Origin of the sequence: Francisella-like endosymbiont (assembly GCF_003069505.1) — a bacterium.
Taxonomy (GTDB): Bacteria; Pseudomonadota; Gammaproteobacteria; order Francisellales; family Francisellaceae; genus Francisella.
This window is the reverse complement of the sequence record NZ_QAPC01000001.1, coordinates 402,624-418,182: the sequence shown is the minus strand read 5'-3', so window position 1 is coordinate 418,182 and position 15,559 is coordinate 402,624. Positions and strand designations below refer to the sequence as shown.

Here is a 15,559-nt window from a genome sequence, read left to right as displayed (position 1 = left end):
TAGCAAAAAATCATAGGGATAATTAATATAATGGTAGTAACATTAGATGCCAAAGTGACAAACTTAGGCTTAAACAATATCCAAAAACATATCTTCTTATGCTGCGACCAAAAAAGCAAAAATGCTGTACCGAAGATATTTCACTAAAAGCATGGGAATACTTTAAAAAGAGACTCCAAGAGTTAAATTTATCACAAAATGGCCATATTTATAGAACAAAAACATACTGTCTAAGGATCTGTCAAAATGGACCCATAGTGGCAGTTCATCCTGATAATGTCTGGTATCACTCCTGCACTCCTGAAGTCCTAGAAGAAATTATCCAAAAACATTTAATTGGTGGAAAAATAGTCGAAAAATATGTTTTCAACAAATAATAACTTTTAAATTCTCAGCACAACTCAGGTAAATATTGTTTTATATTAATATGTAATTAATATAAGTTTAATAAAAACAATACTGAGAGTTGTTTTGCTTAAGGAGAAAGGAGAATATGGAAAGAATATATAACTGAAGAAAAGTTTTTTGATACTAGAAAAATGCTACTAATGTTGCTGAATATGTTGTTGCAAGACTTGTCAATTTAGGAATCACCCACTCTTTTTGTGTACCTGGAGCTAAAAGAAGCAAGTTCATCACACTCTCGGTGATGGTGAGTTTGGTAACTTCTTTAACATATCAGCTCAAGCTACTTGGGTATTTACAGTTATAACTTAGATAATGCTAGCAGAGAAATGAATCGCGTAATTGCTGAGGCATTTAAACAGAGTAAAACTGCATATATTTCGATATTCCTAGATGATGGTAAAAGCCAGTCATAGGACGCCTATAGGTCCTAATTGTCATTATCTCACTAGTGATAACTCGCAATTACAAAAAGCTTGTGATTATATAGTTGCTAAACTTAAACAAGCTAAAAAAGTAGTAACTCTACCCGCTATTAAACTTGATAGATTTGGCTTGACAGATAAAGTAATCAAGCTAATCGAAAAGCTAAATATCCCTTTTGCTATAATTCCTCATGATAAAAGTGTAATATCTGAACATCATAAAATTTATGTAGGTTTTTATACTGGTGAATTGTCAGATCCAAAAACTGCAGAAACTATCGAAGCTGCTGTCATCGTAATAAACCTCGACGATGCTTTATATCCAGACTTTAATACTTCTGGCTTTACCAATAATCTAGATTTAGACAAGGTTATACAAGAAGTAACTGCTATAGATTATAAACTCAAGTATACTAAAGTCCCAACCCCGCAATATATACTAACTGATAAATATATAACTTTAGAGCTAAACTTTGTTAAATATCCTCTAACAAAAAGTGCTAAATATCACAATCAAACATTATGGGGCTCTATAGGCTGGGCTACTCCTGCGGCTTTAGGAGTTGCCTTAGCACAACCTGATTCTAGAACTATATTAATCACAGGTGAAGGCTCGCACCAGCTAACCCTTAATTATATTGGTGTTATGGGTAGATATAATGTAAACCATATTATCATATGTGTTAACAATAAATGGCTTTACCGTTGAAAGAGCTCTAGAATTAGATCCCACCCCTAGCTATAATGATATTGCTCAACTTAATTATAACAAATTACCAGAAGCATTTGGTTGTAAGGGCTGGTTAACAATCAAAATTAAATCACAAACACAATTAGCTCAAGCTTTAGAACAAGCACGCATACATCCCAAAGGAGTATATATTGAGGTTATTACTGATAAGTATGATTATGGACAGGCTCTTAACTTCTTTAATAGCTATTTAAAAGGGGTTCCTTGTATAAATATTGAAAGTAATACAGCTATATAATATTAACGAAAAAATATGAAGTATTCTACGCTCAAAAGGTATTGATAAGTCTAGTGTAATTGAGACTCCTCCTCTTAGCCCTGTCCAGGTTATAATCAAGTTATTCTCTAAAAAGATTTTCTTTATTGACATCTCATTCAATAGCATTGAAATAGCCACGACCAAATATTGAGCAACTAAGGGATATTAAGAAAATAATTACTCCTAAATTGAAAGAACAATAACCCCTCCAGAAATTTTTATCTCTAAATTAGATGGATTGCCACTACAAAAACTTAGGATCTAACTTTATCAGTACTACTAGCATAAATTATTAAAACACTAACTACCTTTAAACCAATTGCTTTTAGCAGCTTAAGAAAACTTAAGTTTAAATGTCTTGAAATAACTGCAATATCAACAAATAAAGAGTATACTGAACAAATTTTTAACTTTCTTATAAAGTCTTATAACAATTTTAGTTTGAAAACTAACTAATTAATTAATCAGTTAAATAAAATCTTTACACTGTTAATATAATTTATTTTTAGAATCCATCTTGCTATACTAATAAAATAATTTTCAGGGCAGGGCGAAATTCCCTACCTGCGATAACTGTTTTTAGCAGAAGCCCGCGAGCGCTTTCTAATAAAAATAGAAAGGACAAGCAGATTTGGTGAAAATCCAAAGCCGACAGTTATAGTCTGGATGAAAGAAGATTGAGGAAAATATCACCAAGCTATTACTACTCTAGCTGTAGATATTGGTTTATAGACTATGGTATTTTTGTAGTAAAAATTCTCCTTTCACCCTGCCCTAACTGTAGTAAAATTAAATGGGTAAATGAAAAATATCGATAAATATTATATGCAACAAGCGCTCACTCTAGCCAATAGAGGTAGACTCACAGTATCACCTAATCCAATAGTTGGCTGCGTAATAGTAAAAAATGGCGCTATAGTCTCAGAAGGCTGGCATACTATGGCTGGTAAGGCTCATGCCGAAATATATGCCATAGCCAAGGCTGGTACACAAGCTAGAAATTCTACTATGTATGTCACCCTTGAACCTTGTTGTCACCAAGGTAGAACAGGTCCTTGCACAGATGCTATTATTAATGCTGGTATAAAAAAGATAATTATTGCTACACTTGATCCAAACCCAAAAGTTGCTGGCAAAGGTGTCGACAAACTTAGAAATGCTGGTATAAAAGTTGAAATCGGTTTGCTAGAGAAACAAGCACAAGAATTAAATAAAATATTTTTTCACTACCAAAAAACCAAAAAACCTTTTGTTTATGCAAAATGGGCAATGTCGTTAGATGGTAAAATATATGTTAATAGTAATGATGAAAAAGAAATAAGTTCACACCAAGCATTTATATACACTCACCAATTACGCAATATTTGTGATGCTATCTTAATTGGCAAACAAACCTTAATTAATGATAATCCAACTCTTGATGTAAGAATAAATATTAACAAAATAAAACATCCAACCAGATTTATACTATCTAATCATCTCACAACTATAAATCATCATTGGCAAGTTTTAGATCAAAGTAATGCCAAGACGATTTTTGTTTGCTCAAAGATTTCTGCCCAAGTAGCAACCAAGCTTAACCAGCTTGGTATTGAATATTGGTTATTACCACAAAGTCAAAATCAGCTTTGTTTAGATAGCCTGCTTGAGAAGATGGGCAACATGGGTATGACTAGTCTACTTGTTGAGGGAGGCAATAAAACCCTGCATAATTTTATCAGCCAAAAGCTTGTTAATGAGTTTTATACATACTTAGCTCCAGTAATAATAGCTGATTACAACCCTAAACAACAGCTAAGCTTCAATCAAGTCTCTGTAGGCGAGGATATAATAATAAACTCTTGTTTTAAGGAAAATTTTAATGTTTAGTGGCATAGTTCAACAACTAGGAACAATTAAAAAAATAATAACTAAAAATAGTCTAAAAACTTTTTGTATCGAATTTGAAAATAGTCTTCAATGCAACATTGGAGATAGTGTCGCAATTAATGGCACTTGTCTTACTGTTACAGCACTTGATAAGCAAAATTTAACAGCAAATTTTGATGCCGTACCAGAAACACTTAAAAAAACCAACCTTGATAACCTAAAGAAGAAGCAACTAGTAAATACTGAACTTGCAATGCGATATGGTGATTATGCTGGTGGACATATGGTACAAGGTCATGTTGATGAGCCAGGGCAAATCAAAAATATTAATGATGTTGGTGGCGCATGGTTAATTGAAATTTCTGCTTCTAAAGAATTTCTTAAATACTTAGTTAAAAAAGGTTTTGTAACTATAGATGGTATGAGTATAACTGTAATAGATGTACTTAAAGGCTCATTTACCGTGACTTTGATACCATATACTATTGAGGTCACTATAGCAAAAAACTATACTAGTAGTTCTATAGTAAATCTTGAGGCTGATGCAACAGGTAAATATATCTACAAATATATACAAGGATTTAAAGAAAATGTTTAAGCAAATAAAAAGTAATATTGAGAATGCCATACAAACTCTTAAGCAAGGTAAACCCGTAGTTATACTTGATGATTACGATAGAGAAAATGAAGGCGATCTAATTCTACCAGGTCAAAAAGCTACAGAAGCAAATATCGCTTTTATGCTTGAGCATACCAGTGGCATCATTTGTTTGGCAATGGATTCAAAAAAAGCTTGCCAGTTAAACCTAACTCCAATGGTAGCTGCTGGTCAAAATAATAGCACTTTTAATACTCCTTTCACTGTAACTATAGAAGCTAAAGAAGGCGTAACTACCGGAGTATCAGCAAAAGATAGAGCACACACCATACAAGTAGCATCAAAAGTTGATGCTAAAGCAGAAGAACTGGCTAGACCTGGGCATATATTTCCTCTTATTACCAATGATAAAGGCGTACTTGGTAGAAATGGTCACACTGAGGCAACTGTTGATCTTATGAAACTAAGTGGTTTAAATAGTGCTGGTGTACTTTGTGAGCTTATGAATAAAGATGGCACAATGATGAAAGCTCCTCAGTTAGAAGCATTTACTAAAAAGTATGATTTACCTCTTTTAACGATTGCAGAGATCTATCAATATCGCCTAGCTACAGAAATCTTTATTGAAAAAGCTGCTAGCTCTATCATTCTATTTGATCATGTTGGTGAGCTTGAAATGACAGTTTATAGAGATAAATTCAATGGTGAAAAAGTAGTTGTACTTTCTAAAGCTGCTGATAGTAAAAAGCCGCTAGTAAGAATACACTCTTCATGTATAACTGGTGATTTATTTGGCTCTTTGCGCTGTGACTGCCAAGCTCAACTAAGAAAATCTATACAAATGGTAAGTCAAGAAGGTGGTTATCTAATATATCTAGACCAGGAAGGTCGCGGCATTGGTCTAATAAATAAACTTAAAGCTTATAACCTTCAAATGCACCAGAATATGGATACAATTGAAGCAAATGTTGCTTTGGGCCTGCCTGTTGATGCCCGCAAATATGATCTTGCTATTCAAGTACTAAAATATAATAAAGTTAATAATTGCAGGCTCATATCTAATAATCCAAAAAAAATCGCTGCTCTTAAAACAGTTGGTATACAAGCGGAAACTGTAGCTTATGAAGCTTTTGTCAACTCTCACAACAAAAGTTATTTAATGACTAAAAAAAATAAAATGAAACACACAATTAAAGGAATATAGGCATAAATTATGAGAAAACTAGCAATCATTGTAAGTGAATTTAATTCTTTAATAACTAAAAAAATGCTTGAAGGCGCCTTAGAAGAGGTATATGCTCAAGGCTTAAAAGATAGTCAGATTTGCATTAAAAAAGTCCCTGGTGCAGTTGAACTTCCATATGCGGCAAAACTACTAGCAGAAACTAAAGAATTTGATGCAATAGTGCTACTAGGTTGTATAATCCGTGGCGAAACAGACCACTATGATTATGTTTGCGATCAAGTAAGTTATGGCACACAAAAAGTTATGCATCAATATAATTTACCAGTAATTTTTGGTATATTAACTACCCATAACAAAGAGCAAGCATTAGAAAGAGTTGGTGGCAAAAAAGGTCATAAGGGTAGATACTCGGTCCAAGCTGCTATAATTATGGCACGGATGAAAAAAGATATATTAGAACAAGGAGTATAAATATGTCTTTAGAAATTCTAAAGTACCCTCACCCAGTTTTAAAAGAGGTTGCTAAAGAAGTCACAAAAGATGAAATCAACGATGATTTACGCGCAACCATAGTTGAGATGCGTGAACTAATGTTCGAAGCTGGCGGTGTCGGGCTTGCAGCGATACAAGTTGGTATTAAAAAAAGATTCTTTATCATGTACGATAACTTAGAAGAACAAAATCCTGAAATAATCACTATCGTTAACCCTCAAATAATTGAGCAAAGTGGTAAAATAATTGATGAAGAGGGCTGTCTTTCATTTCCTGGTGTTTCTGCAAAAGTAAATAGAGCTACTATAGTCAAGATAAAGGCTATTAATGAATTTGGTGACGAAATTGAGATTGAGAAAGATGGTTTTTTAGCGCGTTGTATCCAACATGAGATAGATCATCTTAATGGTATAACTTTTTTAAATCATCTTGGTTCACTAAAACGCAAAATGATAGAAAAAAAGTATAAAAAACTAATGCAAGAAATGCTAGGAGTTGATTTTTGATTGTTTTTATATAATCAAGACTTTACTTTTTAGCAGCATTACGAAAAAATTATGTCCTGTAACTACTGTAAAATCATGGAATTTAGTATGCGCAATATATTCAAAAAAATATCTTTAATATCATTACTGAGCATAATTTTAGCATCATGTGGTATGCTATCTAACGACGAATTTGTTTATTTAGGTCATGGTGAAAACTCTCCTGATTATCAGCTCTATTATGATAAGACACAAAAACTTTTCGTGCTAATTGATAAGAGAAATGGCTGTTTCCAGAAGGATGATACTGGTACTTGTCTTGCATTTACATTAAAGCAAGCGCGCGAATTTAGGGAATATGTTTTAGCTAAGATGATAGAAATAGATCTTAGACTTGCTAAAGATAACTACGGAAGCTACGCTATTACAGAGCTACAAAAAGCTGGTATTACTACAGCCAATAAACCGATTAAAACTAAAAAAGTATATGCAACTCCGATTAGACAGATTGTCCTTGATAGAAAACAACAATATCACCTTGTTAGAAAAGAGTATGAAATAGATTCAAATCTGGTAGCGATGGTTGTTACTGATAAAGAAGGTAAGAAACGCATAAAAGTTGCATATACTGTTGATTTTCCTGGTTTAGAGAAAGAGTATAGTACTAAGCTTAGACCATTTATTATTGATCCAGAATATTTATATACACACATGACTATTGATACTGTTCATGAAGCTCAATTCATGCAAAGGAATGTTATGAAGAGTCAAACTAATGTTAAAAAAGAAGTTGATGACTATCTCAAAGATGTTGTCGACAGTGGTAAAAAAGATACTGGTTATACTCACTAAGAGATTGTAAGTAGTGTCGCGGCATTAGATAAAGATCTAATAACAAAAGTAAATGAACAGCACGAAGATAAAAAAGCTACACTAGCAAAGTGGTAGTGGCGTTAGTAATATAACAAAAACTCCTATCAATCAAAAAGATAACGCTAGTAGTGGTAAGCACAATACAGACTACTACAAAAACTGCTTCAACTACACAAGCTAATACTGCAGATATAACCTAAAACAACCTTAGCAAGTGACAATAAATAAAAAGTAAAAATAGTTCTAAATAATTACTCCACCACCTAGACAAACATCATCAGCATAAAATACTACTGACTGTCCCGGTGTGATTGCTCTTTGTGGCTGATCAAAAATTACTTTAACAGAGCCATCATGATTTACTTCTACTTCACAATCTTGATCTTTTTGTCTATAGCGAACTTTGGCCGAACATCTAAACTTAGCTGCTGGAGCCATACCCGCTACCCAGCTTAGTCCTATAGCTTGTAGTGACTGCTTAAACAGCATTGGGTGATCATGACCTTGCACAGTAATCAAGACATTATTTTCTAAATCTTTTTTTGCCGCAAACCACGGTATTTCTGGACGATCTTTTACACCACCTATACCAAGACCCTGTCTTTGACCGATTGTATAATACATCAGTCCATCATGCATACCTATCTTGATACCGTTTTCATCGTGGATTTCACCTTTTTGAGCAGGTAGATACTTAGACAAGAATTCTTTAAACTTACGCTCACCGATAAAACAAATTCCCGTACTATCTTTTTTATCAAATGTCACAAAATTATTTTCTTTTGCAATTTCTCGCACTTTAGATTTCTCAACACCACCTATAGGAAAAATTGTTTTTCTTAACTGCTCTTGACCTAGTATATATAAAAAATATGTTTGATCCTTATTATCATCCAAACCCTTAACTAACTGTACTGAACCATCATCAGCTACTCTTGTGCGAGCATAATGTCCCGTAGCGATATAATTACCGCCTAGTAAATGTACATAATTTAAAAATGCTTTAAACTTTATTGCCTTATTACAAAGTATATCAGGGTTAGGTGTTCTACCAGCTTTATATTCTGTTAGAAAATGCTCAAAGACATTATCCCAATATTCTGCAGCAAAGTTGATCTTTTTGAAAGGTATGCCGATAGAGTCACAGACAGCTTGAGCATCAGCAATGTCTTGTTCTGCTGAGCAAAATTCATCCGTGTCATCTTCCTCCCAGTTTTTCATAAACACACCTGTTACATCATAGCCTTGCTGTTTCAAGAGCAAAGCCGAAACTGATGAATCTACACCACCAGATATACCTACTATTACTTTTTTGTTTTGCATAATAAATCTATAAATTTTATTTTTTAAGTACAGACAGGAAAGCTTCTTGAGGAATCTCAACAGAACCAATATTCTTCATTCTCTTTTTCCCCTCTTTTTGCTTCTCTAAGAGTTTTTTCTTACGTGAGACATCGCCACCATAACATTTTGCCAAGACATTCTTACGTAATGCCTTAACAGTACTTCTAGCGATAATAGTACCGCCGATTGCTGCTTGAATGACCACTTCAAACATTTGTCTAGGAATAAATTCTTTTAGACGCTCAACAAGTTCTCTACCTTTATATTTAGCTTGATCTCTATGCACAATACTTGCTAAAGCATCAACCTTGTCACCATTTATAAGCACATCTAAGCATACCATATCAGCAGATTCATAACGAATTAACTCATAATCTAGCGAACCATAGCCTTTGGTTACCGACTTAAGCGTATCAAAGAAATCAGACACAACTTCGATCATTGGCAAATCATAAGTTATCGAAACCTGATTCCCAACATAATTCATATCAACCTGAGAACCTCTTTTCTCAACACAGATAGTAATTACACTACCAACATAATCTTTTGGCACGAGAATATTCGCTCTTACAATTGGCTCTTGTATCTCAGCTATTGCTCCTGGTTCTGGTAGTTTAGATGGATTATCAACCTCTATAATTTCACCATCTTTTTTAATAGCTTTATAAACAACTGTTGGTGCTGAAGTAATTAAATCAAGGTTGTACTCTCGTTCTAATCTCTCTTGGATAATCTCCATATGTAACATACCCAAGAAACCACATCTAAAGCCAAAACCTAAGGCTTGTGATACTTCTGGTTCAAAAAATAATGAGGCGTCATTTAAACTTAGTTTTTCTAGAGCCTCTCTAAAATCAGGATAATCATCTGAGCTTATGGTAAACATCCCAACATAAACTTGAGTTTGAACCTTTTTAAATCCAGGTACAGGTTTATCTGTTGGGTTATGTGCATGTGTGAGCGTATCACCAACTGGGGCACCGTGAATATCTTTAATCCCAGCAACGATAAATCCAACCTCTCCTGCTTTTAGATGATCTAGATCTTTCATTTTCGGCGTAAATACCCCAAGTCTATCAACCTGATAAGCAACTCCAGTTGACATAACTTTTATTTTCTCACCTTTTTTGATAATACCATTTCTAATTCTAACTAAAGATACAACACCTAGATAATTATCAAACCACGAGTCAATAATTAATGCCTGTAACTTATCTTCTACACCTCCTTGTGGTGCTGGGACTTTGGCAACTATTGTTTCTAAAACATCCCCTACACCTATACCTGTTTTTGCACTACATGTTGTTACATCTGTAGCATCTATACCGATTATTTCTTCGATTTCTTGTGCTACTCTATCTGGCTCTGCAGACGGTAGATCAATTTTATTTAATATTGGTATAACTTCTAGATTCTGCTCAATAGCGGTATAACAGTTTGCTAATGTCTGGGCTTCTACACCTTGAGCTGCATCTACCACAAGCAAAGCTCCTTCACAAGCTGCTAATGAGCGTGATACCTCATAAGAGAAATCAACATGACCTGGAGTATCAATGAAATTAAGCTGATATGTCTGGCCATCTCTAGCTGTATAATCAAGCGTTACAGACTGCGCCTTAATCGTAATTCCACGCTCTCTTTCTATATCCATAGAGTCGAGCACCTGCTCCTTCATTTCACGCTCACTTAAACCATTACAGACTTGTATAAATCTATCCGAAAGAGTTGATTTGCCATGGTCAATATGAGCAATTATCGAAAAGTTTCTGATATTTTTCATAATATTTAGCTATTGTTACTACTAGAAAGTAATTGTTTATTTAATAAATCTAGATACCTATTATGCTACAAAATTACTTTAAAATGTAGTGATTGCGATAAAATAACTAAATATTAGTTAATAATACTACAAATATTTATTGACAATAATGTACAATATATGCAAAATACTTTAGCTATTAATTTATATTTGTGTTTCTCGCATATCCCCTAGAGAAACTTAGGGCTATAAAAAGTTAAAACTGGAGAATTAAATTGGCTAACTCAAAACAAGCAAAAAAGAGAATTATTCAGGCTGAAAGAAATCGTCAACACAATGTTGCACGTCGTTCAATGATGAGAACTTTCTTAAAGAAAACAGCTTACGCAATTGAAAAAGGCAATGTAGAAGCAGCAAAAGAAAACTTTGCTAAGGTTGTTCCTATACTAGATAAGTATGCTACTAAGGGTTTAATCCACAAGAACAAAGCTGCTAGACATAAGTCTCATTTAAGCGCTAAAATAAAAACTCTTGCAACAGCTGCTTAATCAGTAATTTCGCCAAAGTTTATCCTCTTTTTTGAGAATGTTATATTAGTTATAGTAGTTATTTTAAGTTCTAGAATACAGGATCCTTAGTTGGCGGTGTATAGTTACCAGAAATACCTACTAGCCTATCTTGATTATTAAAGGTTAATATTAGTTTTGATTCATTAAACTGACTACCTTGCATATTTTTCTTATAAGTATTTATATAAATGTATTGATTAGGATTAAAAGTATCTATGATATCTGGAGAACCAAGAATATAAGTAACTTCACTTTTTGTCATATTTGGTTTAGCTTCAAAAAGCTTTTTGTTTTTTATTTCTTTACCTTGTGGCACAGGAGCTGTATATGGTTCAATAATCCCACATGCTGATAAACTAAACATAACTATTAGTAAACACAGATTTTTGGTTATTGGTTTAAACATCATTAAACTAATCTTCTAAGCCTGCAAATAATTTTTGATCGATAATATCACATAAACAGTGAACTATGAGAAAATGATTTTCTTGAATATTTGCTATACTATCTGATGGCACTCTTAGCTCAATATCATCTGTATTGTACATATTCTGAAGCCTACCACTACTACCACCGGTTAATGCTATTACTTTCATTTCCAGATCATGAGCCTCCTCAACAGCACTAAGAATATTTTCAGAATCACCACTAGTTGTTATAACTAATAAAATATCATCTTCATTACCTAGAGCAGCTACTTGCTTTGCAAAAATTTGTTCAAACCCATAGTAATTGCCAACAGCTGTGATTGTTGCAACATCTCCTGTCAAAGCTATTGCTGGAAGAGGAGGTCGCTCCATCTCAAAGTGATTTAATAGTTTAGAACTAAAATGCTGAGCGATAACTCCAGAGCCCCCGTTACCACAAACTAGAATCTTACCACCATTTTCTAAACAAGAAACCATCGCCTTTGTAGCTTGTGCTATAGCTGGTGGTAATGCATTAGCGGTCTCTATTTTAGCCTGAATACTACTTTCAAAATAACTATTGATTTTGTCTAAAGAAGTCATTGTTCTCTCTAAGCTTATCTCTTAAGAAAATTTTACTATATTAGATTTTTGATAGCTAGATGTAGATGCAATTTTATCTTTATAGTCGAATTCTAACTATCAATACTAAGCATATTAGAGGTAAAACTATACATAATACAATAAAGCTCCAAATATATTCTAACGGTAAATAGCCCATTATAGAGACAACCTACTATTCCAGTTAACATATTGACAAAATTCATCGCATTAGAAGCACTAGCTCGGCACTCAATAACATTAGAAGCCAAATGCGAAGCTGTAGAATATATAAAATTGCTTACAAAGTACATCAATGTCATCAACACAAAAAATCTAAATGGTGTAACAGCTCCAACAAGCTGTAATACAGCCAGTAATATAAGCAAATTCATCATTGTAACTAGTGCTATGATCAAAATGCTTTTACTACTATATTTATTTACTATCTTAGCAACTATCAAAAATCCTGTAACAAAACCAATAATAGTCATAGTATTCCACAAACCATATTCAGCACTGCTAAAGCCAAATAGCTGACTTCTTATAAAAGGACTAAGAAGTTGCGTAACAATAGCTAAAACCGTCATCACACCTATTGTGAGAGCAAAAACTAGCAACTTTGTATTACTAGCACTTGCTTATAGCTATTAAGTATATTGTTAATATTCGACACATAGCTAACATCCTTAATATTTTGATATGACAAACTACAGCCAAACATGATTATTCCATGTACTAAAAGTACATAAAAGCAATAATTCCATTGCATATATAGTTATAACACTACCGATTTAAATAGCTAAGCTTATTAATAACGCAAAAGATATTGTTGCAAATGATAATGCTGTCTTTGTTCTGCTTGGCTCTACAGAATTATTCAAAATAATAAAAGTACATACAAGCCCAAAAGATGATCCTAATGCCGTAATAAATCGACCAAGTCACTAGAACAGACATAATCAGCAATCCCAATCCTAAATTTACAACATCAGCGTAACGTTTAGCGATTAGTCCATAAATTATCTGGCCTAGTACATAGCCCAATAAAAATATACTTACCAACCATTCAACCGCTCCTGATGAAAGATCAAATTCTCTAGAAATATCAGATAAAGCTGGATTTATGATTACAGTAGATGCACTAGCTATGCTTATATATGTTAGTAACATTATGATTTTTAAGTTTTCATAGTTAATCCTTTTAGAAAAAATTTAAGTATAAGATATGGTAAATCATACAATATCTATATATTGCCACAGATTTATATTTATTTGACAATGAACAAACATAAAAATATCTCTATAAATTTATTTGAAACATTTTATAAGCTAGTGGTGTATAGGTAGCTTTACTAATACTACAAAAGCACTAGGGATTACAAAAGCTGCTGTGAGCCATATACTGTTAAGCAATTAGAAAAAGAGCTAAGAGTGGACTTACTTAATAGGACAACGCGTTCACTATCTCTAACTCATGAGGATATACTTTTGTTTAATTATTGCAAAACATTACAAAATGAAATTGACAATATTCGCGATTTAGCAGAGTCTTTTCATAAAGAGCCATCTGGTATTTTGAAAATAAACACCTCGTCATTCTTTGCTAAAAATATTCTTATTGATCTTATACAACAGTATTCAAACAAATTCACAAAAGTTCATATTCAAGTAAATATTGAAGAAAAAATGCCAGACTTTAGAACACAAGAAACTGATATAATTCTCAGTGTTAATTGGACACCTCCAGAAGACATAATTGCGCGTAAGGCAACTACGACAAGATATATCTTATGTGCTAGCCCAGCTTATCTACAACAAAATGGTACTCCAAAAAGCTTAGCAGATCTCGCTAATCATAAATATATTCCACATAAATCTAGAGTTACCCCATTGGATAATATCAAAGAAAATAAGCTAAATCCGCGTACATTTCTCTCTAAGCTCTCGGCAAATAATATTGAGTTCATAAAAGAGTTTGTATTAACTGGTTTTGGAATTGCGCAATTCCATGAATATATTGTAACAAAAGAAATACAAGCAGGAGGCCTTTTCGAGCTTTTAAAAGATGAATTTCTAGAACAACAGGATATATTTATCTATTATCAAAAAACAAATTTGTGCAACCGAAAGTCAAAGAATTTGTAAATCTCGTGCTAAAGTCAAATACTATAAATTAGAAGTTTGGTCTTTCACCAAACAAACTACTGCCAATCCTAACATCCGTACTACCATACCGTATTGCTAATTTATAGTCGGCACTCATTCCCATTGATAATCGTGTTAGTTTTAGCTCTTGAACTAAACTAGCATTAACTTCATCAAAGAATTTTTTCATTTTTGCAAAGCTATTTTGAGCTGTTGCCGATTTAGCTGGAATACACATAAGCCCAACAACTTTGAGATTTACAAAATCTTTGGCTATATTTATACATTTTACGACATCTTGTAACTGTGTTGACATAAAACCAGATTTATTTGTATCATCATTGATATTTATTTGTAAAAAAACCTCTATTTTCTTGGCTAACAGATTTGCTGCTTTGTCAATTTTTTCAAGTTGTTCTAGCTTTTCGACACTTTGAATTGAACTAACATATTTAACAATATGTTTTATCTTACGCGACTGTAGCGAGCCGACAAAATGCCATCTTAAGTGAGGTAGCTTTTGAGCCTTCTGCTTTAATTCTTGAAAATAATTTTCACCAAAATCAAGCTGTCCAAGACTTGCTAAATACTTTATTTTGTCTATAGGCTGATACTTACTAACTGCTAAAAGATTAGTTCTAGTAGCTATACTTTTGCTAATACTTATATATGAATCTTTTATAAATTCTTTGTCTATCATGACTTCTTCCTCATCACAATAAGGTTTCTCTCTGCGTTTAAAAAAGGAATTTTGATACTATACTTTTCAATATTTAAAGGTAAAGATTCTAAGTTTCTCTCCTCTAAATCTCGACCTTTCATTACTAACATTTGATTAGCATCAGTCAGCAAGTGTTTACACAACTCATAAAATGTATCTACTGAGCTAAATGCTCGTGAGATAATATTATTAAAGCTACCTTGTAGATTCTCAACTCTTGAGTTTAGCGGTTGGATATTAGCTAGCCCAAGCGTCTTTTTTACATTCTTAAGAAAGATAATTTTCTTACCAACACTATCAACCAAAGTAAACTGATGTTGTGGATATAGTATAGCTAAGACAACACCAGGTAAACCACCGCCTGTACCAACATCAATTGTTGAGTTACCTTTGATATATTTAGCAACAGCTAAACTATCAAACAAATGCTTAACCAACATATCATCAATATTTTTAATAGCTGTCATATTATAGACTTTATTCCATTTCTCTAATAGTTTAAGATAGTCTAACCATTGGGTAATTTGAATATCAGTTGCTTGAACATTTAGTTGATTGAGAGCTTGCTTAATTTTATCTTTCATAGTGCCCATTTTATAAAAATAACAATCTTATATAAGTTATAATAACTACATTATAAGCTTTAAAAGATAGAGTTGTGATTTTAA

12 protein-coding genes, 5 pseudogenes and 1 riboswitch are annotated in these 15,559 nt (G+C 33.0%); of the genes and pseudogenes, 10 read left to right on the top strand and 7 right to left on the bottom strand.

The window, feature by feature from the left end; genetic code table 11:
• The first annotated feature begins 30 nt into the window (after positions 1-30).
• The 8 genes and pseudogenes from C9379_RS02380 to C9379_RS02345 all read left to right on the top strand — a co-directional run bounded on the left by C9379_RS02380 (position 31) and on the right by C9379_RS02345 (position 7,571).
• Positions 31-377: pseudogene (locus C9379_RS02380) on the top strand ((2Fe-2S) ferredoxin domain-containing protein).
• A gap of 114 nt (positions 378-491) precedes the next feature.
• Positions 492-1,819, top strand: a pseudogene (locus C9379_RS02375) (thiamine pyrophosphate-dependent enzyme).
• 553 nt (positions 1,820-2,372) lie between these two features.
• Positions 2,373-2,522, top strand: a riboswitch (FMN riboswitch).
• Positions 2,523-2,641: 119 nt separating this feature from the next.
• On the top strand, positions 2,642-3,709 hold the full coding sequence (gene ribD, locus C9379_RS02370; RefSeq protein WP_143384780.1) for a bifunctional diaminohydroxyphosphoribosylaminopyrimidine deaminase/5-amino-6-(5-phosphoribosylamino)uracil reductase RibD: 1,068 nt from the start codon (positions 2,642-2,644) through the stop codon (positions 3,707-3,709).
• Positions 3,702-4,307: a riboflavin synthase gene (locus C9379_RS02365; RefSeq protein WP_143384779.1), complete on the top strand. Its 606-nt coding sequence runs from the start codon at positions 3,702-3,704 to the stop codon at positions 4,305-4,307. The genes ribD and C9379_RS02365 overlap by 8 nt, the downstream gene beginning before the upstream one ends.
• Positions 4,300-5,511 carry a 3,4-dihydroxy-2-butanone-4-phosphate synthase gene (gene ribB / locus C9379_RS02360; RefSeq protein ID WP_143384778.1) on the top strand — a complete coding sequence of 404 codons (1,212 nt, stop codon included), beginning with the start codon at positions 4,300-4,302 and terminating at the stop codon, positions 5,509-5,511. Before C9379_RS02365 ends, ribB begins: the two co-directional genes overlap by 8 nt.
• Positions 5,512-5,520: 9 nt before the next feature.
• A complete protein-coding gene (ribH, locus tag C9379_RS02355; RefSeq protein WP_143384777.1) occupies positions 5,521-5,964 on the top strand; it encodes a 6,7-dimethyl-8-ribityllumazine synthase in 444 nt (147 codons plus the stop codon).
• A gap of 2 nt (positions 5,965-5,966) precedes the next feature.
• Positions 5,967-6,491 (top strand): peptide deformylase, encoded by a 525-nt coding sequence (gene def / locus C9379_RS02350; protein WP_318263311.1) that lies wholly within the window; start codon positions 5,967-5,969, stop codon positions 6,489-6,491.
• A 75-nt stretch (positions 6,492-6,566) separates the two neighbouring features.
• Positions 6,567-7,571: pseudogene (locus C9379_RS02345) on the top strand (FTN_0109 family protein).
• A 15-nt stretch (positions 7,572-7,586) separates the two neighbouring features.
• On the opposite strand, the gene mnmA reads toward C9379_RS02345, so the two are convergent.
• Together mnmA and lepA are read right to left on the bottom strand one after the other, a co-directional pair.
• Positions 7,587-8,666 carry a tRNA 2-thiouridine(34) synthase MnmA gene (mnmA, locus tag C9379_RS02340; RefSeq protein WP_343377507.1) on the bottom strand — a complete coding sequence of 360 codons (1,080 nt, stop codon included), beginning with the start codon at positions 8,664-8,666 and terminating at the stop codon, positions 7,587-7,589.
• A gap of 16 nt (positions 8,667-8,682) precedes the next feature.
• Positions 8,683-10,467, bottom strand: coding sequence for a translation elongation factor 4 (gene lepA, locus C9379_RS02335; protein WP_143384774.1), 1,785 nt, complete (start codon positions 10,465-10,467; stop codon positions 8,683-8,685).
• A gap of 254 nt (positions 10,468-10,721) precedes the next feature.
• Between lepA and rpsT the strand changes: the two genes are divergently transcribed.
• Entirely contained in the window at positions 10,722-10,994 is a 273-nt protein-coding gene (gene rpsT, locus C9379_RS02330; protein ID WP_143384773.1) for a 30S ribosomal protein S20, read from the top strand.
• A 70-nt stretch (positions 10,995-11,064) separates the two neighbouring features.
• Here the strand turns inward: rpsT and C9379_RS02325 are convergent, their stop codons facing one another.
• The 3 genes and pseudogenes from C9379_RS02325 to C9379_RS02315 all read right to left on the bottom strand — a co-directional run bounded on the left by C9379_RS02325 (position 11,065) and on the right by C9379_RS02315 (position 13,195).
• Complete coding sequence (locus C9379_RS02325) at positions 11,065-11,421, bottom strand: outer membrane protein assembly factor BamE domain-containing protein (RefSeq protein ID WP_143384989.1); 357 nt, start codon at positions 11,419-11,421, stop codon at positions 11,065-11,067.
• Between the two features lie 7 nt (positions 11,422-11,428).
• A complete protein-coding gene (locus tag C9379_RS02320; RefSeq protein WP_143384772.1) occupies positions 11,429-12,025 on the bottom strand; it encodes a D-sedoheptulose-7-phosphate isomerase in 597 nt (198 codons plus the stop codon).
• Between the two features lie 79 nt (positions 12,026-12,104).
• Positions 12,105-13,195, bottom strand: a pseudogene (locus C9379_RS02315) (MFS transporter).
• 108 nt (positions 13,196-13,303) lie between these two features.
• Between C9379_RS02315 and C9379_RS02310 the strand changes: the two are divergent.
• Positions 13,304-14,202: pseudogene (locus C9379_RS02310) on the top strand (LysR family transcriptional regulator).
• Here C9379_RS02310 and C9379_RS02305 read toward each other — a convergent pair.
• On the bottom strand, positions 14,199-14,870 hold the full coding sequence (locus C9379_RS02305) for a YggS family pyridoxal phosphate-dependent enzyme (RefSeq protein WP_143384771.1): 672 nt from the start codon (positions 14,868-14,870) through the stop codon (positions 14,199-14,201). The pseudogene C9379_RS02310 and the gene C9379_RS02305 sit on opposite strands and share 4 nt — an antisense overlap.
• A complete protein-coding gene (gene rsmG, locus C9379_RS02300) occupies positions 14,867-15,484 on the bottom strand; it encodes a 16S rRNA (guanine(527)-N(7))-methyltransferase RsmG (RefSeq protein WP_143384770.1) in 618 nt (205 codons plus the stop codon). The genes C9379_RS02305 and rsmG overlap by 4 nt, the downstream gene beginning before the upstream one ends.
• Between the last annotated feature and the right edge of the window lie 75 nt (positions 15,485-15,559).